The organism is Sphingomonas lacusdianchii (genome assembly GCF_022664395.1).
Taxonomy (GTDB): domain Bacteria; phylum Pseudomonadota; class Alphaproteobacteria; order Sphingomonadales; family Sphingomonadaceae; genus Sphingomonas; species Sphingomonas lacusdianchii.
In genome coordinates, this window is record NZ_JAKRET010000007.1 from 56,917 (window position 1) to 81,513 (window position 24,597).

The following is a 24,597-nucleotide window of genomic DNA, read 5'->3' on the forward strand; positions in this document are numbered from 1 at the left end:
CTCACTCCGCCCACGCCACCAGCAGACTATGCGCGATCGCATAGGCCGGGGGCGCCACGAACCGCCCGCTCTCCCCCGCCAGCGCCGCACGAACCTCGTCGCGCGTCGCCCAGAACGCGTCCTCCAGTTCGGCCGTGTCGATCCGCAACTGGTCATCCTCGGCAATCGCGACGCACCCGATCATCAGCTGCGACGGAAACGGCCAGGGCTGGCTGGCGACATAGCGCACCGCGCCGACCCGTACGCCCGCTTCTTCCAGCACCTCGCGCCTGACCGCTTCCTCGATCGACTCACCGACCTCGACGAAGCCGGCGAGCGTCGAATAGCGCCCCGGCGGCCAGCTCGGCTGCCGGCCGAGCAGCACGCGGTCGCCCTGTTCGACCGCCATGATGACCACCGGATCGGTCCGCGGAAAATGCTGCGCGGTGCAATTGCCGCACGCCCGTGCCCAGCCGGCGCGCGACACCGACGTCGCCTGCCCGCAATTGGCGCAGAAGCCGTGCCGGACATGCCAGTCGATCAGGCTACGGGCGATGCCGTACAATGCCGCCCCTTCCGCCGGCATCGCGGCCAGCGCGGTCATCAGCGTCGGCGACCGCATGGCTGGCGCGGTCGCGACGCCGTCGCCGATCGCGAACAGCGGCGCTCCGCCCAGATTGCCGAGCAACAGCGCGTCGCCGCGCTTTGGGTCCATCGGCACCAATGCCAGCCGGTCGTCCGCGATCGGCGGTTCGAGGCCGTGCAGCACCAGCAATCGCGCGCCCGGATGCGTCAGCGCCCGCGCAAATGCGGCCGGATCGTCGCGTTCATGGTCGACCCGCTCCAGCGTCGCCCCGGTAAAGCCGATCATCGCGCCGCCATCAGGTCGCTCGCCAACGCCTTCACCAGATCGTCGCGCAACGGAAAGCGATCGGCCGGGAAATAATTGACCATCACCGTTCCCCGCACCTGCCGAACCGGATCGACGAACGCCACGGTCCCTGCCGCACCGCCCCAGCCATAGGTGCCCTTGCCCGGCCGCCCCGGCAGCGTTTCGAGATAGACCGAACCACCGGCACCAAAGCCCATTTTCGGCCCCGCCTGTCCGCCGGTCGCCCCGTCGACGCCGCCGAAGGTGACGCCGCCGGGCAGCAGGTTCGACATGGCGAGCGCCACCGTCTCCGCCTTCATCACCCGCTTGCCGTCCAGCGTCCCGCCATTCTGCAACATGTGCAGGAACCGGTCGTAATCTCGCGCCGACATGGCAAGTCCCGCGCCGCCATACGGAAAGCTCGGCCGCTGCAACCACACCGACGTCGCCGCCGGATCGAGCGGCAGCAGCGTGTCGCCTGCCCAGGCATAGTTGCTCGCCAACCGTGCCTTCTCGCGCTCGGGCACCTGCCAATAGGTCGAGGTCATGCCGAGCGGGCCGAACATCCGCGTCTGCAGGAACTGCTCGAACGACATGCCGCTCGCCACCTCGATCACCCGCCCCAGCACGTCGAGCCCGATCGAATAGCTCCACTTCGTCCCCGGTTCGGCGATCAGCGGCAACGTCGCGACGCGATCGGCGAACTCCGCCAGCGATTTGGGCCGGACCGGCGCCATCGCCGCCTCGGCCTGCGCATTCACCGCGGCGGGAATGATGCCTAGCCGCTCATATTCCTTGAGCAACGGCCCCTTGGTGACGATGGTATAGCCCAACCCGGCGGTGTGGGTCAGCAGGTTGCGGACCGTGATCGGCTTCGTCGCCGGGCGGCTGGCAAGGCTGTTGTCGGGATCGGTCAGCACCTTCATCGACTTGAACGCGGGGATGAAATCGCTGATCGGCTGGTCGAGCTTCAGCTTGCCGTCCTCGACCAGCATCATCGCCGCCATGCCGGTGATCGGCTTGGTCATCGAATAGACCCGCCACAGCGTGTCGGTATTCGCGGCAGGCGCGCCGGCCTCTACGGCGGTGCGTCCGGCGGCATGGGCGCTGGTCCAGTTCGGACCGCCGACGACCACGACCATGCCCGGTACCTTGTTCACCGCGGCATAGCGCCGGACCATCGCCTCGGTCGCGGGCAGCGTCCGGGTGGCGGGGGCGGCCGGCGGCCGGGGCGGCGCGGCCTGTGCGAATGCCGCTACCGGTTGCGCCAGCAGCACCACCAGCGCCATCGATCCGTGCGCCCATCGTCCGATCGTCATCGCATTCCCTCCACCACCGCGATCGCCCGCGCGAACAGCGTCGGCAGCCCGGCATCGGCGATCTGCGCCACCGGCCACCATTCGCCCTGCGCGACATCGTCGCCTGCATCCGCCACCATGACGGTGCAGGCAAGATCGAAATGGGTAAAGCCGTGGCGAACCAGTCCGATCGCGCGCCAATCGGCGGCGAACGGCGCGCCCTCCGGCCCCGGATCGCTATCGGCCCATGGCCCGGTCGGCAGCGCGCGCATGCCGCCCAGCAACCCCTTGTCGGGTCGCCGCACCAGCAGCACCCGCCCGTCCCGCTCCGCCCAGAACAGCGTGCCGAACCGTTGCGGCTTGGCCTTCTTCGCCGCCTTGACCGGAAAGGCTTCGGGCGTACCCGCTGCGAATGCCGCGCAATCCTCGCGCAACGGACACAGCAGGCAGCGCGGATTGCGTACCGTGCAGACGGTCGACCCCAGATCCATCATCGCCTGCGCGAAATCGCCGGCGCGGTCGTCGGGGGTGATCGTGTCGGTCGCCGCACGGATCGCCGGACGGGCGCCGGGCAGCGCCTGCGAAATCGCGAACAGCCGCGCCACGACTCGCTCGACATTGGCATCGACCACCACCGCCCGCTGGCCAAAGGCGATCGCGGCGATCGCGGCGGCGGTATAGTCGCCGATCCCCGGTAAGGCGCGCAGCCCGGCTTCGCTGTCGGGCAGCGCCCCCCGCGCCGCGACCACCCGCGCACAGGCCAGCAGATTGCGTGCCCGCGCATAATAGCCAAGCCCCGCCCATGCCGCCATGACATCGGCATCGTCCGCCGCCGCCAGCGCCGCGAACGATGGCCAGCGCGCGGTCCATGCCTCGAAATAGGGCCGCACGCTCGCCACCTGCGTCTGCTGCAGCATCACCTCCGACAGCCACACCCGATAGGGATCGGGCGGCGGCGTGCCGGGCGGGCTGCGCCACGGCAGGCTGCGATGATGGCGATCATACCAGTCGAGCAATCGTTCGGCGACAGAGAGATGCTTGGCGTCCACACCGGCTCTATGGCATGGGGTGGCGACAATGACGACGCGTCCCCGCCCCCATGCGACGATTCCCGAACCCCGCCGCCGTGGGGGAGCGCGCGCCGTGGCCGAACTGCTCCCCGAAATCGGCGGTGCGGCGTTCCGCAAATTCGGTTTCGTCCAGTCGGCGGTCGTCAGCCGCTGGGGCGAGATCGTCGGCGAACGCTTCGCGCGCGTATCCGCCCCCGAATCGATTCGCTTCCCGCCGGGCAAGCGCGCCGACGGCACGCTGACGCTGATCGTGTCGGGCGCGCACGGCACGATGATGCAGCATATCGCGCCCGAGATCGTCGAGCGGGTCAACCGCTTCTTCGGCTATCCGGCGGTCGCGCGGTTGCAGTTCCGCCATGGCGAGGTCCGCCCGCGCCGTGCGGTGCCGGTGCGGCGCGATCCGCCGCCGATCCCGGCCGACATGGGCGAATCGATCCGCGACATCGCCGATCCCGAGCTGCGCGAGGTGCTCGCCGCGCTCGCCGGTGCCGTCGCCGCCCCGCCGCCCCCCGCCATCCCGATCCTCGGCAAGGTCCGCTGATGCGTATCCTCCTCCTCGTCTGTTCGTTCCTGCTCGCGCTGTTCGGCCTGCCGCCCGCCAAGGCGCAGGCGCCTGCGCGCGCCACTGCCAGCCGCGACTGGTCGACCAATGTCGTGATGCTGCCGACCGGCGGTATCGTCGTCGGCAACCCGATGGCCCGGGTGCAGCTGGTCGAATGGGCCAGCTATACCTGCCCCCACTGCGCCGCCTTTGCCAAGGAGGCGAAGGCCGAGCTGCCGGCGATGCTGAAATCGGGCAGGGTGCGGGTCGAATATCGCACGCTGCCGCGCGACGCGCTCGACCTTGCCGCCGCGATCCTCGTGCGCTGTGGCGGACCGAACCGCTTCCTCGCCGCGCATGACGCGATCATGGCGCGGCAGAAGGAGATGCTCGACAAGGCCGATGCCTTTGCGCAGACGCCCGCCGCGCAGACCCGGACCGCGACCATCGCGATCCGCCTGCAGCAACTGGCCGACGCCACCGGCTTGCGCGCGCTGATGCGTGGCCACGGCCTCGCCGATGCGCAGATCACCGCGTGTTTGAACGACGAAGCGGCGCAGAAACGCGTTATCGCCATCGCCGAAGCGGCACAGGCGGCGAATGTCGCCGGCACCCCCAGCTTCGAGATCAACGGGCAGAAGGCCGACGTCCATGACTGGGCGACGCTCAAGCCACTGCTGCTCGCCGCCAAATAATCCCTGTCGCCAAGAGAGTATCGCCCATGCGTTTCGCACTTCCCCTGATCGCGCTCGCTTCGCTGTCGGCCTGTGGCGGCGGCGGTGACGCCGGCGGCAATGGCAGCGCCGCCGCACCGGTCGCCAATGTCGCCGCGCCTGCCGGGCAGAAATGGACCGACATGGTCGCGGTCACGCCCGAGGGCGGCTATCGCATCGGCAACCCCGATGCAGCGGTGAAGCTGGTCGAATATGGCTCGCGCACCTGCCCGACCTGCGGCGCGTTCGGCCGCGAAGGCAACGAGCCGCTCATCAACAACTATGTCTCGACCGGCAAGGTCAGCTTCGAATTCCGCGATTTCGCGATCCATGGCGCACCCGACCTCGCCGCAGCCGTGCTGGGCCGGTGCAACGGCACCGCCACCTTCTTCCCGCTGCTCGAGGCGATGTATCAGGATCAGGCGGCGACGCTCGACCGGATGCAAGCGCTGCCGCAGGCCGAACAGGCCCGGCTCCAGTCGATCCCGCCGCTCCAGGCGGTCTCGGCATGGGCCGATGCGGCGGGCTATGTCGACTTCGTCAAGCAGCGCGGCGTGCCCGAGGCCAAGGCCCGCCAGTGCCTTGCCGACCAGAATCTGCTGCAACAGGTGGTCAAGATCACCGAAGAGGGCGGCGCGGTCGTCACCGGCACGCCGACCTTCCTCATCAACGGCGAGAAGGCCGAGAATGCGCTGTCGTGGCCGCAGGTCGAGGCGGCGCTGAAGGCGGCCGGCGCCTGACCCCATGGCCGCGCCGGATGACGCGGCCCTTCCTCCCGCGCCGGGGCTGACGCTCCAGCGGCTGCGGCTGAGCGGGTTCAAAAGCTTCGTCGACCCCGCCGATCTGGTGATCGAGGCGGGGCTGACCGGCGTCGTCGGCCCCAATGGCTGCGGCAAGTCGAACCTGCTCGAAGCGTTGCGCTGGACCATGGGCGAGAACAGCGCCAAGTCGCTGCGCGGCGCGGGGATGGACGACGTCATCTTCGCCGGCACCGCGACGCGACCGCAGCGCGATTTCGCCGAAGTCGCGATCCTTGCCGAAGACGCGAATGGCGACGAGGTCGAGATCGTCCGCCGGATCGAGCGCGGTGCCGGTTCCGCCTATCGCATCAACGGTCGCGACGTCCGTGCCAGGGACGTGTCGCTGCTGTTCGCCGATGCCGCCACCGGCGCGCATTCGCCCGCGCTGGTCAGCCAGAACCGGATCGGCGCGGTCATCGCCGCGCGCCCCGCCGAACGCCGCGCGATGCTGGAGGAAGCCGCCGGCATCGCCGGGCTGCACGTCCGGCGCAAGGATGCCGAAGGCAAGCTCCGCGCCACCGAGGCCAATCTCGAACGCTTGGCCGAGATCGCGCAGGAACAGGATGCGCGCGCCGCGACGCTCCGGCGGCAGGCACGGGTCGCGACACGGTATCGCGAACTGACCGATGCGATCCGGGTGGCGGAGGCGCGGGCAATCTATGCCCGCTGGCGCGACGCGGTCGCCGCGGCCGAAGCCGCCACTACCGAAGCCAAGACCGCCGAGGCGCTGGTCACCAGTCACGCCGGGATGCAGGGTCGGACCGCCGGCGACCTGTCGGCGGCGACCCAGGCGCTGGCGACGGCCCGCGCCGATGCCGAACGCCTGCGCCAGCAGTTGAGCGACGTCGGCCATGCCCGCGAGCGGGTACAGGCGCAGGCCAATGCCGCGACGCGGCGGCTGGCCGACCTGACCGCACAGACCGCACGCCTGACCGAAGATCGCGCGCGCGAAGCGGCGCTGGCCGGCGACGCCGAAACCGCGCTCGCCCGGCTCGACGCCGAACGCGCGCAACTTGCCGACGCGCTGGCCGACGCCACCGCGCGCCTGCCGCTGCTCGATGCGGCACTGGACGCGGCAACCCGTGCTGCCGCCCTTGCCGACGCCGCCCATGCCGAGGCGCTGGCCGCACAGGCCGCCGAACTGGCCGAAGCGCGCGTCGCCACCGCCGCCCACGATGCCGCCCGCGCGCGACTCGACCGGGCCCGGCGTGAAGAAGCACGGCTGCTCGCCGAGCAATCTACCCTGTCTGCGGTCGCGCCGCTGGTCGCCGAACGTACGGCCGCAGCCGAACGGCGCGCGGCGGCGCTGAACGATGCCGACACCGCCCGCGCGGCGATCGCCGCCGCCGAAGCCGCCGACCGGTCCGCCCAGGAAGCGCGCGGCCGCGCCCAGTCCGACCGCGCCGCCGCCGCCGCCGAACTCGCCGCGATCGATAGCGAGATCGCCGCGCTCGACCGCGCGCTACGGCGGACCGGGCGGGCGCGAATCATCGATTCGGTCGTAGTCGAACCGGGGTTCGAAGCGGCGCTGGCGGCGGCGTTGGGCGACGATCTCGACGCCGGCACCGATCCCGCCGACGATCGCTATTGGCGGGACGACGCGATTGCCGGCGAACAGCCCGCGGTACCGGTCGGCATCGGCCGCCTGTCGGCGCATGTCACCGCCCCGCTCCTCGCCCGGCGACTGGCGCAGATCCTGGTCGTCGAGCGCGACGACGGCACGCCATTGGCGGTCGGACAGCGGCTGGTGACGCTCGACGGTGCGCTGCGCCGCTGGGACGGGCTGCGCAGCCGTGCTGGATCGGGAGCGGCGGCGGCCGAGCGCCTCGCCCGAACCAATCGCCTGCGTACGCTGCGGGAGAGCCGCCCGGCACTGGCCGATCGACGTGCCGTTGCCGACACCGCATTGTCCGCCGCCGATACCGCCATCGCCGAAGCGCGAACGACGTTGACCACCGCGCGGCGCACGCTCGACAGCGCCGAGACTACCGCCCGCGAGGCCGCACGTGCCGAAGACCGCGCCGTCGCCGCGATCGAACGCGCACAGGCGCGTGCCGACGACGTCGCGGCAAGACTGGAGCGTCTGCGCGGCGAACTGGCCGAAGCCGCCGCCGATACCGATCGCGCCGCCGACGCCGTCCGCGCGTTACCCGACCGCACGCTCGTCGGTGCCCGCGTCGCCGCCTTGCTGGCGCAAGCCAATGCCGCCCGCTCCGGTGTCGCCGACGCCCATGCAGCACGGTCGACGCTGGATACCGCCCTGGTCCGCGATCATGCGCGGGCCGCCACGGCGGAGGCCGAAATCGCATCGTGGCACGCCCGCGCGACGGACGCGGCCGGACGGATCGCCGATATCGATGACCGCATGGCGACCATCGCCGCCGATCGCGACGCGCTGCGCGACCGTCCCGCCGCACTCGCCACCGAACTCGTCGCGATCGAGCAGGACTTCGCCCGATTGCGCACCGCCGCCGCCGAGGCCGCGACCGGCGAACAGGCCGCCGAAGGCCGGCTACGCGCCGCCGAACGCGCCGCCGGCGATATCGCCGAAGCGATCGCCGCCGCCCGTGAAACCCGCGCCGGCGCTGCGGCGCGTGCCGAGGGGCACGAGCAACGCCGCCTCGAACTCGGCCGGCTGTCGGGCGAGCGCTTCCAATGTCCGCCGCCGCTGCTGCCGCGCATCGGCTTCGTCGCGGCGGAGGTCGGCGACGCTGCGGCCGAGACGGCGGCACATGACGGGTTGCTCGGGACCCGCGACCGGATCGGCCCGGTCAACCTGATCGCCGAGACCGAACTTGCCGAACTCGAAGCGGCGCAGGGCGAAACGGCGGCCGAGCGCGCCGACCTTGCCGAAGCGGTCCAGCGGTTGCGCGGTTCGATCGGGACGCTCAACCGCGAGGGCCGCCAGCGGCTGCTCGCGGCGTTCGAGGCGGTCGACACCCATTTCCGCCGCCTGTTCGGTGCCTTGTTCGACGGCGGGCAGGCGCAACTCGAGTTGATCGATTCGGACGATCCGCTGGAGGCGGGCCTCGAAATCCTTGCCCAGCCGCCGGGCAAGCGCCTCCAATCGCTGACCCTGCTGTCGGGCGGCGAGCAGGCGCTGACCGCGGTCGCGCTGATCTTCGCGCTGTTCCTGACCAATCCCGCGCCGATCTGCGTCCTCGACGAGGTCGACGCACCGCTCGACGACGCCAATATCGATCGCTTCTGCGACCTGCTCGACCGGATGGCCGCCGACACCGACACCCGCTACCTGATCGTCACCCACAATGCCGCGACGATGAGCCGGATGCACCGCCTGTTCGGCGTCACGATGATCGAACGCGGCGTCAGCCGGCTGGTATCGGTCGATCTGGGCGGCGCGACCAGCCTGCTCGCGGCAGAGTAACCCTCGCAGCCTACCCCATCCCGTTCGGTTCGAGCAGCTTCGAGCTTGTCGAGAAGAGGGTCGGGTGAACCATGCCCCGCATGGTTCAGGATTGTCCGGGGGACAATCCGACCCGCCCCTCGTCGAGAACGGCCCGCTTGGGGCACCCACTTCTCGACTTCGGTTCTCGACTTCGGTTCTCGACAGGCTCGAACCTGCGCTCGAAGCAAACGGGTGGCGGGTAGACGGAACACCTCCGCACATCCTTGCGCCCTGCCCCCTTGTCGCCTAGTCGCCCGGCCAACCGTTTTCGCGACCCCCAAGGAGCCTGCCCATGGCCGAATCCATCAACCGCGTCGTCCTCGCCTATTCGGGCGGTCTCGACACCAGCGTCATCCTGAAATGGCTGCAGCAGGAATATAAGTGCGAGGTGGTAACCTTCACCGCCGATCTCGGCCAGGGCGAGGAGCTGGAGCCGGCGCGCAAGAAGGCCGAGCTGATGGGCATCAAGCCCGAGCATATCTTCATCGACGACCTGCGCGAGGAATTCGTCCGCGACTTCGTGTTCCCGATGATGCGCTCGAACGCCTTGTACGAAGGGCTGTACCTGCTCGGCACCTCGATCGCGCGCCCGCTGATCGCCAAGCGCCAGATCGAGATCGCGCGTCAGGTGAATGCCGACGCGGTCAGCCACGGCGCCACCGGCAAGGGCAACGACCAGGTCCGCTTCGAACTCGGCTATTATGCGCTCCAGCCCGATATCAAGGTCATTGCGCCCTGGCGCGAATGGGACCTGACCAGCCGTACCGCGCTGATCGCCTTTGCCGAGCAGCACCAGATTCCGGTGCCCAAGGACAAGCGCGGCGAATCGCCCTTCTCGACCGATGCGAACCTGCTGCACACCTCGTCCGAGGGGAAGGTGCTGGAGGATCCGTGGGACGAGGTGCCGGACTATGTCTTCTCGCGCACCGTCAATCCCGAGGACGCGCCCGACACGCCGCAGGTCATCACCGTCGCCTTCGAACGCGGCGATGCGGTGGCGGTCGATGGTGAGGGCATGTCGCCCGCGACCTTGCTCGCGAAGCTGAACGAGCTGGGCCGCGCGCACGGCATCGGCCGGCTCGATCTGGTCGAGAACCGCTTCGTCGGCATGAAGTCGCGCGGCATGTACGAAACGCCGGGCGGCACGATCCTGCACGCCGCGCACCGCGCGATCGAACAGATCACGCTCGACCGCGGTGCCGCGCACCTCAAGGACGAACTGGCCCCGCGCTATGCCGAGCTGGTCTATAACGGCTTCTGGTTCTCGCCGGAGCGCGAGATGCTGCAGGCCGCGATCGACCACAGCCAGCACAAGGTGTCGGGCGAAGTCCGCCTGAAGCTGTACAAGGGTGGCGTCCATGTCATCGGGCGTCGTTCGCCCAATTCGCTGTACAGCGAAAAGGTCGTGACGTTCGAGGATGATCAGGGCGCCTATGACCAGCGCGACGCGGCGGGCTTCATCAAGCTGAACGCGCTGCGCCTGCGCCTGCTGGGCCGGCGCGACCGGTAAGGCGCTAACGCGCGCTTAACCATGCCGGGATAGGCAGGGGCGATGCCAGCCCCTGCCGCACCGGCCGCGCGCACTGCTTTGCTCGCGCTCAGCCTCGCTTCGGGGATGGGCGCGGCATGGACTATGGTACGATGGCGCGACCTGCTGGCGCGCAACCTGCCCGACCCCGACGATCTGATGCGGCTGCAACAGGTTGACGACTGGCTGGCTGGACAGGCTTTCGCGGATCTGACCCAGCACCGCATCGGGCTTCGCGGCGTGGCGATGCACTGGTCGCGGCTTCCCGATCTGATCCCCGCCGCGATGCTCCGCGCGCTGCGTCCGCTGATCGGGGAGGCCCCTGCCGAACTAGCGATGCTGATAATGTGGCCGACGCTGCTGTTCGCGGCATTGCTGTGGGTTGCGGCATTGCTGGGGCGGCGCATCGGGGTTCGCCCGATCGAAACGATGCTGGTGGCGCTACTCGCCTATCCGCTGACCCCGTTGTTCGCGCCGGGGCGGATCGACCATCATGGGTTGCAGATGGTGCTGCTGCTCGCCGGACTGCTGGCGCTTGGCGGCCGTGCGACGCTGCGTGCCGGCATCGGCGGCGGTCTGGCGCTGGTCGCATCGATCGTCGTGGGGATGGAAACGGTGCCGCTGTTCGTCGTGGCGGTGGCCGTGCTCGCGCTGCGCTGGTGTGGCGATCGATCGGAGGATGCGCGGCTGACCGGCCTTGCGCTGGCGACGGGCGGCGCGGCGGTGGCGGCGATGCTAGTCTTCGCAACCGATAGCTGGGCGCTGCCGGCATGCGACGGCTTCCTGCGCCAGAGCTGGATCGCGACGATGATCGGCGCGGTCGCGCTCGGTTCGCTCGCGATGGTCGGACGCTTCGCAACGACCCGCGTCGCGCGATATCGCTGTGTGGCGGTCGCCGGCATCGGCACGGTTCTGGCGATCGCCGTCCTGGCACCTGCCTGTCGCAATCCCTATGGCGCGGTCGATCCCCTATTGGCGCGGCTTTGGCTGCGCGAGGTCGGCGAGGCCGGCAGCATCCTGACCGCCGATCCGCGCTGGTCGTTGCGCTATACCGGCTTGCTGGTGGCCGCGATCGTCGCCGGCATCGTTCGCGAACGCGCTTCGCCCGCCGCGCTGCGTCGCATGCTGCTGATGGTGGCGTTTGCGTCGCTGGCGCTGGCGGCGGTGCAATTGCGCGGCGCCTATGGCGGGATCGCGGTGGCCACGATCCTGCTGGCCGACGCCATCGCCGCAACCCGGCGACACGGTGTCGCCGCCGCATCGGCGATGCGACTGGCGGGGGCGGGTATCGCCTATCCGCTGCTTGCCGCCGCATTGCCCATCTCCGCCCGATCGGCCGGCCCACCGTCCTGCGTTACGCCAGCGACCCTGCAGGCGCTGGCCGCGCTGCCGCCGGCCCGCGTCCTCGCGCCGGTCGATCTCGGCCCATGGCTGGTTCGCCACGGGCACCATGCCATTGCCGCACCCTATCACCGCAACGCCGCCGGCATCCTTGCGACCTATCGCTTTGCCGCAGCTGGGGAGCGGCAACGCCGGACGCTGCTGCATCGTCTCGACATCGACTATGTCGTCGGATGCGACGGGCGGGGATTGATCGCGACCGCCACCCCCGCACTGTGGCGCGTGCCCTGACCGGCACCGGACACGGCCAGCGCCGGCCATACCGGCACCCTGTCAACAACGCTTGTCGGAACCGGCGCCGACCCTATAGAAGCGGCACATGAACGGGGGCAAAGCGGCTTGGTGGCAGACGCGATGGTTCGTCGCGCTGATGGCGGTGCTGGCGGTCGTCCCGCTGCTATGGCCCGACGTCCCGCCGCTGGTCGACCTGCCCGGCCATATGGGGCGCTACCGTGTCCAGCAGCTCTGGGACACCGGACAGGCACCCTGGTTCCACGACTGGTATAATTTCGACTGGAGCCTGATCGGCAATCTCGGCGTCGACCTGCTGGTCTGGCTGTTCGAGCCGCTGCTCGGCCTCGAACCGACCGTGAAGCTCATCATCATGGCGATCCCGCCGCTGACCGCGGTCGGGCTGCTGTGGATCGCGCGCGAGGTGCATGGCCGCATCCCGGCGACCGCGCTGTTCGCGCTGCCGATCGTCTACAGCTTTCCGCTCCATTTCGGCTTCGCGAACTTCGCGCTGTCGATGGCGCTCGCGCTCAACGCCTTCGCGCTGTGGCTGCGGCTCGGGCGACAAGGGCGGCTGCTGCTGCGCGGGATCGTGTTCGTGCCGATCGCGGGGCTGATCTGGCTGACCCATACCTTCGGCTGGGGGACATTGGGCGTGCTCGCCGCCTCGGCCGAGCTGATCCGCGAACATGACCGGCGGCGCAACTGGTTCGCCGCCGCCTTCCATGCCGGGCTGCACTGCCTCGTCCTCGCTCCGCCCGCGCTGCTGATGCTGCTGTGGCGTTCAGGGGGCCATGTCGGCGGGCAGACCGCCGACTGGTTCAACTGGCGCGCAAAGATGTTGTGGATGACCATGACGCTGCGCGACCGGTGGCAGCTCTACGACCTCGCCTCGGTCGCGGTCTTCTACCTCGTGTTGTTCAAGGGGCTGCGCGATCCCAATATCGGCTATTCGCGCAATCTGGGTCTGTCCGCGCTGTTCCTGATCGCGGTCTATATCCTGTTGCCGCGCATCGTGTTCGGGTCGGCCTATGCCGATATGCGGCTGGTCCCCTATCTCTTCGGCATCTGCCTGATCGCGCTGCGCCCCAAACCGGGCCTCTCGATCCGCCATGCCGGGGTGCTCGCCGCGATCGGCCTTGCCATCTTCGTCGTGCGGATCGGCGCGACCACGGCCAGCTTCTGGCTGTACGACCGCGACTATGACCGCGAACTGGCGGCGCTCGACCATGTCCCGGTCGGGGCGCGGCTGGTCACCTTCGTCGGCGAAACCTGCTACAATGAATGGCGGATGACCCGGCTGCAGCATCTGCCCGGCATGGCGCTGACCCGGCGGCTCGCCTATGCCAACGACCAATGGTCGATGGCGGGCGGCCAGTTGCTGACCGTACGCTATACGCCCGCCCGCGGCTTCTCCCACGACCCCTCCGAACTGGTCACCGACGTCAAATGCCCGCGCGAATATTGGCGGCCGATCGCCGGGGCGCTGTACAAATTCCCGCGCGACGCCTTCGACTATGTCTGGCTGATCCGCCCGCCCAAATATGACCGCCGGCTGGAACAGGGCCTGGTACCGATCTGGCGCAACGGTCGCAGCGCGCTGTTCCGCATCGACCACCGCGTGCCCCCGCCGGTGCTGACATGGAGCGATCTGGGCAACCGGCCGTTTGCCAAACCCCGCCGCCGCCCGTCACGCCAGATGGCGGCACGCGACACGATCGTCCGGTAAAGGAGACGCCCATGGACTTTCTCAACAACGCGCTGAACCTTGCCGGCCGCTTCGACCTGCCCGCCATCGCCGAAAAGGCGGGCATCACCCCCGAACAGGTGCAGACCGTGATCGGCCTGCTCGGCAAGTTCGCCGGCCATGCCGACCCGGCACAGGACGCCGCCGACCATAGCGGCGTGTCACGCCATCAGATCGAGGCGATCCTGTCCGAAATCGGCGGCGCCGACGCGCTGGGACAGGTGGCGCAGGCATTCGGCTTCGATGTCGATCCGAAGGGTGCGGGCGACGTGCTGGGCAATCTCGGCGGGATGTTCGGGCGGAAGTAAACGCAAAGCGCGATTCATCCGACTGAACACGTCGCCCCAGCGCAGGCTGGGGCCTCTCGCGGCTCCTGCTGCGTGCGATCACTGGGAGATCGCAGCCTGCGCTGGGATGACGTACGGTTCAATGCCGGTAATTCAACGCTCACCCCCGCCGGAACGGGGTCATCTCGCCCAGATATTCCTGCTCCTGGCCCACCGCCGCGCGCTCGCGTTCCAGAAACTCGGCGACCGCGCGGCGGAAACCGGGATCGGGCAGGAAATGCGCCGACCACGTCGTCACCGGCACATAGCCGCGCGCCAGCTTGTGCTCGCCCTGCGCCCCCGCCTCGACCCGTTGCAAGCCCCGCGCGATCGCGGCATCGATCGCCTGATAATAGCATAGCTCGAAATGGAGGAACGGCACCTCCTCCACCGCGCCCCAATAGCGCCCGTACAGCGCATCGCCACCGATCAGGTTGAGCGCCCCCGCAATCGGCCGCCCGTCGCGCTCGGCAAGGATCAGCAGCACGTCGTCGCCCATCGTCTCCGTCAACAGCGGAAAGAAGCTGCGCGTCAAATACGGCCGGCCCCACTTCCGGTTGCCGGTGTCCTGATAGAAGGCCCAGAACGCATCCCAATGTTCGGGCCGGATGTCGCGCCCGGTCAGGTGCCGCACCGTCAGCCCGTCGAGCGCCGCCGCGCGTTCCTTGCGGATCGCCTTGCGCTTGCGACTGGCAAGCTCGTTCAGGAAATCGTCGAAACCGCCATAGCCGCGATTGGCCCAGTGAAACTGCGTCCCCGCCCGCGTCAGCCAGCCCGCCGCCTGAAACGCAGCCAGCTGCGCCTCGTCGACAAAGGTCGCGTGCGCCGACGACAGCCCGTTCTGCCGCACCACCGCCTCGATCGCGCCGATCAGCGCTGGCGCCTGCTCGGCATCGCGCAGCAGCAGTCGGGGGCCGGGCACCGGGGTGAAGGGCACCGCGATCTGCAGCTTGGGGTAATAATCGCCCCCCGCCCGCTCCCACGCATCGGCCCAGGCGTGGTCGAACACATATTCGCCCTGGCTGTGCCCCTTGGCATAGGCGGGCGCGATCGCGACCGGCATGCCGGCGGCATCATCGACGATGATCGGCAGCGGCTGCCATCCCGACCGCCCGCCGACGCTGCCCGACGCCTCGAGCGCCGAGAGGAAGGCGTGGGACAGGAACGGATTGCCCGTGCCCGCGCACGCATCCCACTGATCGGCAGGCACGGCACGGACGCCCTCGGCGATGCGGGCGGTGATGGTCGTCACGGTGGCGAAGATAGGGGGTGAGACGTTGCGAGGAAAGGTGTCGGCCGCCCATCACGTCACCCCGGCGCAGGCTGGGGTCTCTGCCGGCTCCTGTCCTGAACTATAACCGGGAGACCCCAGCCTGCGCTGGGGTGACGTTAGGGAAGCAGGCGCACCCTACTCCCGCGTCACCGTCAACCCATCGCGGAACAGCAGCTCGCGCCGCGGCACCGGAATCTCGATCCCGTTCTCCTTGAACAGGTCCCACAGCCGGTTGAGCACGTCGGACCGGACATTGCCGACCCCCTGTTCGGGGTCGCTGATCCACGCCAGTATCTCATGCTCGACCGCATAATCGCCGTACGAGATCAGCCACACATTCGGCTTGGGACTGCGCAGCACACGCGGGCTTTCCACCGCCGCCTGCAACATCAGCTTCTGCGCCAGCCGCAAATCGGTCTCATACCCCACCCCGACCGGAATCCGTACCCGGACGTTGCGGTCGGAAAAGGACCAGTTCTCGACCTCCTGCGTCATCAGGTTTTCGTTGGGGATCAGATGTTCCTTGCCATCGCGGGTGATGACCGACACCGCGCGCACCCCGATCTTGTTGACCCAGCCGAAGCTGTCGCCGACGACGATCACGTCGCCCGGCTTGATCGAGCGGTCCATCAACAGGATGATCCCTGCGATCAGATTGCCGACCGTCTTCTGCAACCCGAAGCCGACCGCCAGTCCCAATCCGCCCGAAAAGATCGCAAAGGTCGTGAGGTCGATGCCGAGCAGGTCGATCCCGAAGAAGAAGGCGGTAATGACCACCGCGATCGACGCCAGCTTCTGCGCCAGCAATTTCTGCGCAGGGTCCAGCCCCTTGGCCTGCGCCACGCCATGCGCGACCAGCTTGTTGACGATCCGCACGATCGCATAGAGCACCACGGCGGTCAGCAGCGTGCTGACCAGCGCCAGCAGTGACAATCGCCGCCGCCCGATCGAAAAGCCGATCGCATCGAGGGTATCGGTGATCGGCTCCAGCCCGCCGATCGCGCCCGACAGCACGGCGACGAACAGGATGAACCCGACGGTCCACGCCATCCACCGCGCCAGATGGACGCCGCGCAGCAACTGCACCGCCAGCCGCGCGACCGCCGCGCCCAGCGCCACGCCGACGACGATGTCGGCCAGCGCCCCCCAGTCGCGTCCCTGTGCGACGATCGCCAGCGCCAGCACCGCGACCAGATGGCGGACGATGTCGCACAGCCGTCCGACGATGCCGGTGGCATGCTCGCCCACCCGCTCACGCCACAGCCCGGTCAGCCCCGGTCCCGCCCAGCGCCCTGCGAACCAGCCGAGCGCCAGCGACAACAGCACGAGGCCGAGCGCTACGCCCGCCTCGATCAGCCCCGCGCCGCCGCCGACCGGCAGGCCGCGCGCCGCCAGCCAGTCGGCGACCCCGTTCACCGCGTCGCCCGGAACCGTGCGAGGCCGGCGTCGAGATCGGCGATGAGGTCGTCGGCATCCTCCAGCCCGATCTGCAACCGGATCATCGGTCCTTCGGCCGCGCGCCGGGTGACGCTGCGATAGCGATGCGGATCGATCGGCAGTGCAAGGCTCTCATACCCGCCCCAGCTATAGCCGATGCCGAACAGCGCGAGGCCGTCGATCAACGCCGCGCGCGCATCGTCGCTACCCCCATCGAGGACGAAGGCGAACAGCCCGGCACTCCCCCGGAAATCGCGGACGAAGACGTCGTGCCCCGGACAGCCGGGCAGCGCGGGATGCAGCACCCGCGCGACGCCCGGCTGGTCCATGAGCCATTTGGCGATACGGATCGACGACTCGCCATGCTGCTTTAACCGCACCGCCATCGTCCGGAGACCACGTGCGCCCAGCGCGGCGTCGTCCGGCCCGACATGCTGGCCCAGTTGATAGGTCGCATCGCGCAATGCCTGCCAGTGCGACGCGACCGCCGTCGCCGACCCAAGCATCGCGTCGGAATGGCCGACGACATATTTGGTGCAGGCCATGATCGTCACGTCGACGCCATGCGCCATCGCCGGGAACAGCAACGGCGTCGCCCAGGTATTGTCGAGGATCGTCGTGATCCCCCGTTCCCGCGCGATCGCCGTCATCGCCGGCACGTCCTGCACCTCGAAGGTAAGGCTGCCGGGGCTTTCGAGGAACAGCACCCTGGTGTTCGGCCGGATCAGCTCGGCGATGCCGGCACCGACGACCGGATCGTACAGCGTCGTCTCGACCCCGATCGTCTTCAGCATGCCATTGGCGAAGGCGCGGGTCGGATCATACGCGCTGTCGGGCAGCAACAGGTGATCGCCGGGCTTCAGATAGGCGAGCAGCGCCGTCGTGATCGCCGCGACGCCGGAGGGATAGAGCAGCGTCCCCTCCGCCCCCGGCTCCAATTCGGTCAGCGCCTCGGCCAGCGACCATTGGGTCGGCGTACCGCGCCGCCCGTAATAGAGCCGGTGATGGGTGTTCGCGCCCGCCGCCGCGCGCAAATCGGCGACATCGTCATACAGGATCGTGGAGGCGCGCCAGACGGGGACGTTGACGACGCCGCCGGTCCATTGCTCGCGGCGGCCGCCGGTGACGACGCGCGTCGCGGGCGATTGCGGGGTATCGTGCTTGCTCATGCGATCACCTTCGGCGTCTGCGGGTCGGCCGCCCATTCGCTCCAGCTGCCGTCATACAGCGCCGCGTCGCGCCCCAGCAGATGCAGGGCAAAGGCGGGGATCGCGGCGGTGATGCCCGACCCGCAGGTCGTCGTCACCGGCCGGTCCAGATCGACGCCTTCGCTCGCGAACAGCGCCGCCAGTTCGTCGGGCGAACGCCATGTCCCGTCGTCGCGAAAGAAGCGCGCATAATGCAGGTTGCGGCTGCCCGGGATATGCCCCGACGGCAGCCCGCGCGGATCGGCCTCGCTCCCGTCGAACCGCGCAGGAGACCGAGCGTCGACCAATTGCGCACCATCACCTGCCAATATCATGGCTTTAGTCCGCACTGCCGCCAGATCGGGATCGGCAACGAACTGCACCGGCTCCGCCATCACCGCGCCGCTCTCGACTGGCCGCCCTTCGCTCCGCCACTTTGCAAGGCCGCCGTCGAGGATCGCGACCGGCAGCGACGGCGCGAACCGGCGGAATAGCCACCAGCCCCGCGCCGCCGTATGGTGCGGCGAATTGTCGTACAGCACGACCTGCGCATCCTGACCGACCCCGATCGAGCCCAACCGTTCGGCGAACTTGTCCGCCGTCGGCAGCGATGTCGCCTGTCCCGTCGACAGGCCACGCAGATCGAGGAAGCGCGCATCGGGGATATGCGCGGCGGCATATTCAGCGCCCTCGTCGCGCGGCGGATCGGGCTGGACCGGCACGAACGTCGCGTCGAGGACGATCAGCCCGGGAGTGCCGATCCGATCGGCCAGCCATGCGGCGGAAACAAGCGATTGCATGGGGGAGAGGCTTAGGCTGCGTTGCCCGGCGGTCAAGCGTCGGATGCCCTTCGCTGCCCTACGACACTTCGTTCGTCATTCCCGCGCAGGCGGGGATGACGAACCGCGGCAGTATCACCCCTCATACCGTGGCAACCCGTCAAGCGCCTCCAAAAACCCCGCCGCCTGCTTCCGCAAATCGCGCTGCGTTTCCTCGGCCATCTTGTCCCAGCTGCGATAGGGCATCGCCATGCGCGGATTGTTGCCGAACTTGCCGCGATTGCGAACGATGAAGTCCCAATAGAGCGCATTGAACGGACAGGCGTCCGGCCCGATCCGCTGCTTCACGTCATAGCGGCAGGACCGGCAATAATCGGACATCCGGTCGATATAGGCGCCTGATGATGCATAGGGTTTCGACCCCAGCAGCCCGCCATCGCCGAACTGGCTCATCCCCAGCGTATTGGGCAACTCGACCCATTCATAGGCATCGGCATAGACTTCCAGATACCAGCGATGCACCTGTTGCGGTTCGGCCCCGATCAGCAGCGCGAAATTGCCGGTAATCATCAACCGCTGGATATGATGGGCATAGGCATTGGCCAGCGTCTGTCCGATTGCCTGGCGCAGACAGTGCATGTCGGTTTCGCCCGTCCAGTAGAAGCCGGGCAGGTCGCGCTTCGCGTTCAGGAAATTGCGGTTCACATAGTCCGGCCCCTCGCGCCAATAGATGCCGCGGACATATTCGCGCCAGCCGATCACCTGCCGGATAAAGCCTTCGGCGGCGTTGATCTTGACCTTTCCGGCGACGAACTGCTTCTCGACCGCGCGGCATAGGTCGAGCGGATCGAGCAGCCCGGCGTTGATGTAGGGCGAGAGCACCGCATGCCACAGATAAGGTTCGTCGGTCAGCATCGCGTCCTGATTGTCGCCGAATCCAGGCAGGGCATGGGTCAGGAACGCGCGTTGCTGGCGCAGCGCATCCTTGCGCGTCACCGCGAAGTCGAACCCGTCGAGCGTCCCCGCATGATCGCCGAAGCGTTCGCCGACCAGTTTCAGCACGTCCCGGGTCACATCGTCGGGCGCGAACGACAGCGGCCGGGGCATCAGCATGTCGCGCTGCGCCGGCTTGCGATTGTCGTGGTCAAAATTCCATTTGCCGCCGACCGGCTTGTCGCCGTCCATCAACAGCCCGGTCTCGCGCCGCATGTCGCGATAGAAATATTCCATGCGCAGTTCGCGCCGTCCCTCCGCCCATGCCGCGAACCGGTCGTGCGAGCAGATGAAGCGTGTGTCCGGGCGGATCGACACGGACACGCCGAAGACCGTTTCCCACGCCTCCAGCATCGCCTGCACCCGCCATTCGCCGGCTTCGGTGACGACGATTCGCGTCGGATCATGCCGCTCGACCGCCCGTGCGATCTCGCCGGTGAAGCTACCGGTATTGTCGGGATCGTCGAGCGTGACGTAATCGACGCTCCAGCCTGCCGCGCGCAGCGCCCCCGCATGATGCCGCATCGCGGCGAACAGGAACGCGATCTTCTTCGGATGGTGGCGGACATAGGTGGCTTCCTCGACCACCTCCATCATCAGGATGGTGCTATTGTCCGGCTCGGCATCGGCCAGCGACGACAGCGAAAACGACAGCTGGTCGCCCAGCACAGGGATCAGCACCCGTTCCATTCGCCTGCGCCTTCCCTTAAATGGCGGCCATGGACCCGAAATTCCTTGGCCAGGCCAGCCCGCTTCCCGCCAACCCGGAAGCCGCCGAACTCGATTATGTTCCGAACCCGCGGACCACGCCCTATCTGGTGCGCTTCACCGCGCCCGAATTCACCTCGCTATGCCCGGTGACCGGCCAGCCGGATTTCGCGCATCTGGTGATCGACTATGTGCCGGGCGCGACGATCGTCGAATCCAAGTCGCTGAAGCTGTTCCTCGGCGCGTTCCGTAATCATGCCGCGTTCCATGAGGATTGCACGGTCGGCATCGGCGAGCGCCTGTTCCGCGAAATGCAGCCGGTATGGCTGCGCATCGGCGGCTATTGGTATCCGCGCGGCGGCATTCCGATCGACGTGTTCTGGCAGTCGGGGGAACCTCCGCGGGCGCTATGGATTCCCGATCAGGACGTTCCCGGTTATCGCGGGCGGGGGTGACCGTCGCGGGTGCGACACGGTTCGCCACGGAATCGTGTCGCAACGCACAAATCGTGCAACCATTCATTGTGCCGAAATGTTTCTGTTTGCGGACACCGCCCCTAGGGTGCGGACATTGCATCGCAAAGAGGAACGCTGATGGACCATAAGGTCGCCTTGGAGCCGCTCGACCGTATCGCGCTGATCGGTAACTTCCTGCCGCGCAAATGCGGGCTCGCGACCTTTACGACCGACACGTACAACGCGCTGCGCGACCGCTATCCCGAACTTGCGGTCGACGTCTATGCGATGGACGACCGGCCCGGCGCCTATGCCTATCCGCCCGAAGTGACTCATGCGATCGCTCAGAACGATCGCATCGCATATCTCGACGCCGCCCGCCGGATCGAGGCAAGCGGCGCGCAGGCGGTTTGGGTCCAGCACGAATATGGCATCTATGGCGGTCCGGCGGGCGAACATATCGTCGCGCTGCTCGACCGGGTGAACGTGCCGGTGGTGATCACGCTGCACACCATTCTCGAAACCCCCAATGCCGACGAACGCCGTGTGCTCGAAGCGCTGCTGCGCCGTGCTGCCAAGGTCGTGGTAATGGCCGACAAGGGCCGCGAGATACTGGTGCGCGTCCATGGCACCGATGCGCGCAAGATCGTGATGATCCCGCACGGCGTCCACGACCGTCCGTTCGTCGCACCCGACACGATGAAGGGCCGTTTCGGTTGGGAAAACCGGCCCGTTATTCTGACCTTCGGCCTGCTCGCCCCGAACAAGGGGATCGAGACGATGATCGACGCGATGCCCAAGGTCGCGGCCAGCCACCCCGACGCACTCTACGTCGTACTCGGCGCGACTCACCCGCATCTGGTCGCACATGAGGGCGAGGCCTATCGTGATCGGCTGAAGGCGCAGGCAGCTCGGCTGGGAGTCGCTGACAATGTCTGCTTCCTCGACGGCTTCGTCGAACAGGATGAACTGCTCGATTATCTGCAAGCCGCCGACCTTTATGTCACCCCCTACAGCAACCCGGCACAGATCACCTCGGGCACGCTGTCCTACGCGGTCGGCGTGGGCAAGGTCGTGGTGTCGACGCCCTATGTTCACGCCACCGAAATCCTCGCCGACGAACATGGCGTGATCGTCGATTTCGGCGATGCGGATGCGTTCGCTCATGAAATCAATGACTTGCTTGGCAATGACCTGCGTCGCGACACGCTGGCGCTGCGTGCCTATGCCCGCGGCCGGACCATGTTGTTCCCGTGTCTTGCCGAGGCGGCGATGGTCGAGATCGAGCGTGCAGTCGCCGCCCGCCCCCTCCGCGTTCGTCCCAGCACGGACCTGACCGCGCTGACGCCGGACTTCGCCGCCGTCGAGCGGATGAGCGACGCGACCGGCATGTTGCAGCATTCGATCTATTCGGTGCCCGACCGTCGACACGGCTATTGCATCGACGACAATGCCCGCGCGCTGATCCTGATGTCGCAGATCGACGATCTCGATCCGGTCCAGCGCGACAAGTGGACGACGATCTACGCGTCGTTCGTCCAATATGCATGGAACCCTGACAAGCGCCGCTTCCGCAACTTCATGAACTTCGACCGGACGTGGTGCGAGGACGAAGGGTCGGAGGATTCGAACGGCCGCACGCTGTGGGCGCTGGCGATCACCGCCCGCGATGCCAAGTCGCACAAGCATCGCGACTGGGCTACCGCCCTGTACGAACAGACCGCGTCGATCGCACTCGATCTCGGCTCTCCGCGTGCCCGCGCCTTCGCGATGCTGGCGGCGGTGGCGATGCTTGAGGTCAATGGCAGTCATGCCCTGTCGAAGGAAATTGCGACCCGCTTCGGTGCCGAGCTGGTTACCCTGCTCGATGCGACCCGACGGCCCGAATGGCAATGGTTCGAAATCGTCCTCGCCTATGACAATGCCCGTCTGCCCGAAGCGATGATCCGCGCCGGCAAGGCACTCAAGCGCGACGATTTCCTGCAGGTCGGCCTCGACACGCTCGACTGGATCGTCAGCCGCCAGACCTCGCCCGAAGGCCGCTTCCGCGCCGTCGGCACCGAAAGTTTCGGTCGCGCCTATGCCGATCCGCTGCCCTTCGACCAGCAGCCGCTGGAAGCGCAGGCGACGGTGGAGGCCTGTGCCGCCGCGTTCGAAGCGACCGGCGACCGGCGTTGGCGGGACGAAGCGGTGAAGGCGTATAACTGGTATCTGGGCGCCAACGATCTCGATCTGCCGCTGGCGACGGTGGCCGATGGCGGCTGTTTCGACGGGCTGATGCCGACCGGTCTCAACCGCAATCAGGGGGCGGAGTCGATTCTCGCGCTGCAATTGGCATCCTGCGCGATTTCAGCCCTTTCAAAGCGCCGCGCATCCGTGGCAGACCCTCGCCGCGCCGTGGCCTGATCGGCCACGGCTTCGGCCGGGACTAATTGGACGCGCGAATGCTGGATATCTACAACCACCCCTTGCGGCTTTATGCCGATCCTTCGCGTGTGGTGGTGCGCCCGTTTCATATCGCGTGGCAGCGCAACGGCTCTGCTCCCAGCCGTACCGAGCGGCTGGTCGGCGAAGTGCTGGCGATGTCGCCCGCCGAAACGCGCGCCCAGCTCGAAACCGTGCTCAAGGATTTCGAGGCGCGCCATTGGCAGACGCGTCGCGTGTTCATGACCCGCTATGACGAGATCGAGACGGTGCTGGGCCTTAACGGCGCCGAGATCGGCGACGAGAAGCGCCAGCTGATCGGCGCCTATTTCTGTCACGAATACAGCTATGCCGCCGCCGCGCTGATGAACCCCAGCGCGGTGCCGCATTTCGACCAGTCGGGTATGCCGGACGGGTCGTTGCGTATCCTGATGTCGCTGCGCGCGGTCGGCGAAGGCCATATTTCGTCGGTCGCCTTCCGCGAAGGCATCATTACCGACGAGAACGAACTGACGCTCGCGCCCGAACCGCCCTTCGCCACCGCCGCCGACGCGATCGGTGAGGAGGATGAAGCGCCCGAGGGCGAGGTGACGGTGTTCCGCCATCGCGACTCGACGCTGTCGGGCACGGTGATCTTCCCGATTACCCAGGCCCAGTCGAAGGGACTGGAGGACATGCGCCTCGTCCGCTTCCAGCATGACGATGGCAGCTTCGAATGGCTCGGCACCTACACCGCCTATAACGGATCGATGATCCAGTCCGAACTGCTGCGCACCCGCGACTTCCGCGCATTCGACCTCGTGCCGATGACCGGCAGCGCCGCCCGGAACAAGGGCATGGGCCTGTTCCCGCGCAAGGTCGGCGGCCAGTATATGATGATCGGCCGGCAGGACGGCGAAAACCTGTTCCTGATCAAATCCGACACGCTGACCCATTGGGACGAGGGCGAGTTGCTGCTCAAGCCCGTCTATCCATGGGAACTGGTCCAGATCGGCAATTGCGGCCCGCCGATCGAGATCGACGAGGGCTGGCTGCTGTTGACCCATGGCGTCGGCGCGATGCGCAAATACGCGATCGGCGCGGTGCTGCTCGACAAGGACGATCCGTCGAAGGTGATCGGTCGCACCCGCGACCCGATCCTCGCCGCCGCGAACGAGGACCGCGAGGGCTATGTCCCGAACGTCGTCTATTCGTGCGGCGCGATCCGCCACGGCGACCGCATCTTCATTCCTTATGGCGTCGCCGACAGCTCGGTCGCCTTCGCTTTCGTCACGATCGAGGCACTGCTCGGCGCGATGTGAACGGTTCTCGATCGTTGTTCTGAGTAGCCAGTGCGGCAAGCACAATGGCTACTCAGAACGAACGGGTCAGGTTCTGGTCGTCCGGATCTAGGCCCTACGCGGCTCGAACCGCCCTACCTGTTCGCA

Annotated in this window: 19 protein-coding genes; 11 read left to right on the forward strand and 8 right to left on the reverse strand. The window is 67.9% G+C overall.

Features of this window, described 5'->3' with window-relative positions; all coding sequences use genetic code 11:
• Window position 1: 1 nt before the first annotated feature.
• From nudC to MF607_RS11070, 3 genes are read right to left on the reverse strand one after another with little or no spacing between them, the layout of a single operon-like run.
• Window positions 2–850 (reverse strand): NAD(+) diphosphatase, encoded by an 849-nt coding sequence (gene nudC / locus MF607_RS11060; RefSeq protein ID WP_242118636.1) that lies wholly within the window; start codon window positions 848–850, stop codon window positions 2–4.
• Window positions 847–2,169 carry a serine hydrolase domain-containing protein gene (locus MF607_RS11065; RefSeq protein ID WP_242118638.1) on the reverse strand — a complete coding sequence of 441 codons (1,323 nt, stop codon included), beginning with the start codon at window positions 2,167–2,169 and terminating at the stop codon, window positions 847–849. Before MF607_RS11065 ends, nudC begins: the two co-directional genes overlap by 4 nt.
• The gene (locus tag MF607_RS11070; RefSeq protein WP_242118640.1) at window positions 2,166–3,197 is read right to left on the reverse strand and encodes an A/G-specific adenine glycosylase; all 1,032 of its coding nucleotides are present in this window, start codon (window positions 3,195–3,197) and stop codon (window positions 2,166–2,168) included. The genes MF607_RS11065 and MF607_RS11070 overlap by 4 nt, the downstream gene beginning before the upstream one ends.
• Before the next feature lie 28 nt (window positions 3,198–3,225).
• Between MF607_RS11070 and MF607_RS11075 the strand changes: the two genes are divergently transcribed.
• The 8 genes from MF607_RS11075 to MF607_RS11110 all read left to right on the forward strand — a co-directional run bounded on the left by MF607_RS11075 (window position 3,226) and on the right by MF607_RS11110 (window position 13,896).
• Entirely contained in the window at window positions 3,226–3,759 is a 534-nt protein-coding gene (locus tag MF607_RS11075; RefSeq protein ID WP_242118641.1) for a DUF721 domain-containing protein, read from the forward strand.
• Window positions 3,759–4,454, forward strand: coding sequence for a DsbA family protein (locus MF607_RS11080; protein WP_242118643.1), 696 nt, complete (start codon window positions 3,759–3,761; stop codon window positions 4,452–4,454). The genes MF607_RS11075 and MF607_RS11080 overlap by 1 nt, the downstream gene beginning before the upstream one ends.
• A 26-nt stretch (window positions 4,455–4,480) precedes the next feature.
• Window positions 4,481–5,212: a thioredoxin domain-containing protein gene (locus MF607_RS11085; protein ID WP_242118646.1), complete on the forward strand. Its 732-nt coding sequence runs from the start codon at window positions 4,481–4,483 to the stop codon at window positions 5,210–5,212.
• Between the two features lie 46 nt (window positions 5,213–5,258).
• Window positions 5,259–8,660, forward strand: coding sequence for a chromosome segregation SMC family protein (locus tag MF607_RS11090; protein WP_242118960.1), 3,402 nt, complete (start codon window positions 5,259–5,261; stop codon window positions 8,658–8,660).
• A gap of 313 nt (window positions 8,661–8,973) precedes the next feature.
• A complete protein-coding gene (locus MF607_RS11095; RefSeq protein WP_242118648.1) occupies window positions 8,974–10,191 on the forward strand; it encodes an argininosuccinate synthase in 1,218 nt (405 codons plus the stop codon).
• A 42-nt stretch (window positions 10,192–10,233) separates the two neighbouring features.
• Window positions 10,234–11,841 (forward strand): hypothetical protein, encoded by a 1,608-nt coding sequence (locus MF607_RS11100; RefSeq protein ID WP_242118650.1) that lies wholly within the window; start codon window positions 10,234–10,236, stop codon window positions 11,839–11,841.
• An 88-nt stretch (window positions 11,842–11,929) separates the two neighbouring features.
• Window positions 11,930–13,570 (forward strand): hypothetical protein, encoded by a 1,641-nt coding sequence (locus MF607_RS11105; RefSeq protein WP_242118652.1) that lies wholly within the window; start codon window positions 11,930–11,932, stop codon window positions 13,568–13,570.
• An 11-nt stretch (window positions 13,571–13,581) separates the two neighbouring features.
• Entirely contained in the window at window positions 13,582–13,896 is a 315-nt protein-coding gene (locus MF607_RS11110; protein WP_242118654.1) for a hypothetical protein, read from the forward strand.
• A gap of 139 nt (window positions 13,897–14,035) precedes the next feature.
• On the opposite strand, the gene MF607_RS11115 is transcribed toward MF607_RS11110, so the two are convergent.
• The 5 genes from MF607_RS11115 to MF607_RS11135 all read right to left on the reverse strand — a co-directional run bounded on the left by MF607_RS11115 (window position 14,036) and on the right by MF607_RS11135 (window position 20,273).
• Window positions 14,036–15,166, reverse strand: a complete 1,131-nt coding sequence (locus MF607_RS11115) for a GNAT family N-acetyltransferase (protein ID WP_242118655.1) — start codon at window positions 15,164–15,166, stop codon at window positions 14,036–14,038.
• A 156-nt stretch (window positions 15,167–15,322) separates the two neighbouring features.
• Complete coding sequence (locus tag MF607_RS11120) at window positions 15,323–16,603, reverse strand: mechanosensitive ion channel family protein (protein WP_242118657.1); 1,281 nt, start codon at window positions 16,601–16,603, stop codon at window positions 15,323–15,325.
• Window positions 16,600–17,793, reverse strand: coding sequence for a cystathionine beta-lyase (metC, locus tag MF607_RS11125; RefSeq protein WP_242118659.1), 1,194 nt, complete (start codon window positions 17,791–17,793; stop codon window positions 16,600–16,602). The genes MF607_RS11120 and metC overlap by 4 nt, the downstream gene beginning before the upstream one ends.
• A complete protein-coding gene (locus MF607_RS11130; protein WP_242118661.1) occupies window positions 17,790–18,611 on the reverse strand; it encodes a sulfurtransferase in 822 nt (273 codons plus the stop codon). Before MF607_RS11130 ends, metC begins: the two co-directional genes overlap by 4 nt.
• 114 nt (window positions 18,612–18,725) lie before the next feature.
• Window positions 18,726–20,273: a cryptochrome/photolyase family protein gene (locus tag MF607_RS11135; RefSeq protein WP_242118663.1), complete on the reverse strand. Its 1,548-nt coding sequence runs from the start codon at window positions 20,271–20,273 to the stop codon at window positions 18,726–18,728.
• A gap of 29 nt (window positions 20,274–20,302) precedes the next feature.
• Between MF607_RS11135 and queF the strand changes: the two genes are divergently transcribed.
• The 3 genes from queF (at window position 20,303) to MF607_RS11150 (ending at window position 24,471) form a co-directional block, all read left to right on the forward strand.
• Window positions 20,303–20,746, forward strand: a complete 444-nt coding sequence (queF, locus tag MF607_RS11140) for a preQ(1) synthase (protein WP_431311940.1) — start codon at window positions 20,303–20,305, stop codon at window positions 20,744–20,746.
• Window positions 20,747–20,884: 138 nt separating this feature from the next.
• Window positions 20,885–23,152, forward strand: a complete 2,268-nt coding sequence (locus tag MF607_RS11145) for a glycosyltransferase family 4 protein (RefSeq protein WP_242118667.1) — start codon at window positions 20,885–20,887, stop codon at window positions 23,150–23,152.
• Between the two features lie 38 nt (window positions 23,153–23,190).
• Window positions 23,191–24,471: a glycoside hydrolase family 130 protein gene (locus MF607_RS11150; RefSeq protein ID WP_242118669.1), complete on the forward strand. Its 1,281-nt coding sequence runs from the start codon at window positions 23,191–23,193 to the stop codon at window positions 24,469–24,471.
• Window positions 24,472–24,597: the final 126 nt, after the last annotated feature.

Bases quoted from the DNA above. Each gene is read 5' to 3' on its own strand.
- nudC (WP_242118636.1), bottom strand. From the start codon at position 850: ATGATCGGCTTTACCGGGGCGACGCTGGAGCGGGTCGACCATGAACGC.
- MF607_RS11065 (WP_242118638.1), bottom strand. From the start codon at position 2,169: ATGACGATCGGACGATGGGCGCACGGATCGATGGCGCTGGTGGTGCTG.
- MF607_RS11075 (WP_242118641.1), top strand. From the start codon at position 3,226: ATGACGACGCGTCCCCGCCCCCATGCGACGATTCCCGAACCCCGCCGC.
- MF607_RS11080 (WP_242118643.1), top strand. From the start codon at position 3,759: ATGCGTATCCTCCTCCTCGTCTGTTCGTTCCTGCTCGCGCTGTTCGGC.
- MF607_RS11085 (WP_242118646.1), top strand. From the start codon at position 4,481: ATGCGTTTCGCACTTCCCCTGATCGCGCTCGCTTCGCTGTCGGCCTGT.
- MF607_RS11095 (WP_242118648.1), top strand. From the start codon at position 8,974: ATGGCCGAATCCATCAACCGCGTCGTCCTCGCCTATTCGGGCGGTCTC.
- MF607_RS11100 (WP_242118650.1), top strand. From the start codon at position 10,234: ATGCCAGCCCCTGCCGCACCGGCCGCGCGCACTGCTTTGCTCGCGCTC.
- MF607_RS11105 (WP_242118652.1), top strand. From the start codon at position 11,930: ATGAACGGGGGCAAAGCGGCTTGGTGGCAGACGCGATGGTTCGTCGCG.
- MF607_RS11110 (WP_242118654.1), top strand. From the start codon at position 13,582: ATGGACTTTCTCAACAACGCGCTGAACCTTGCCGGCCGCTTCGACCTG.
- metC (WP_242118659.1), bottom strand. From the start codon at position 17,793: ATGAGCAAGCACGATACCCCGCAATCGCCCGCGACGCGCGTCGTCACC.
- MF607_RS11130 (WP_242118661.1), bottom strand. From the start codon at position 18,611: ATGCAATCGCTTGTTTCCGCCGCATGGCTGGCCGATCGGATCGGCACT.
- MF607_RS11135 (WP_242118663.1), bottom strand. From the start codon at position 20,273: ATGGAACGGGTGCTGATCCCTGTGCTGGGCGACCAGCTGTCGTTTTCG.
- queF (WP_431311940.1), top strand. From the start codon at position 20,303: ATGGACCCGAAATTCCTTGGCCAGGCCAGCCCGCTTCCCGCCAACCCG.
- MF607_RS11145 (WP_242118667.1), top strand. From the start codon at position 20,885: ATGGACCATAAGGTCGCCTTGGAGCCGCTCGACCGTATCGCGCTGATC.
- MF607_RS11150 (WP_242118669.1), top strand. From the start codon at position 23,191: ATGCTGGATATCTACAACCACCCCTTGCGGCTTTATGCCGATCCTTCG.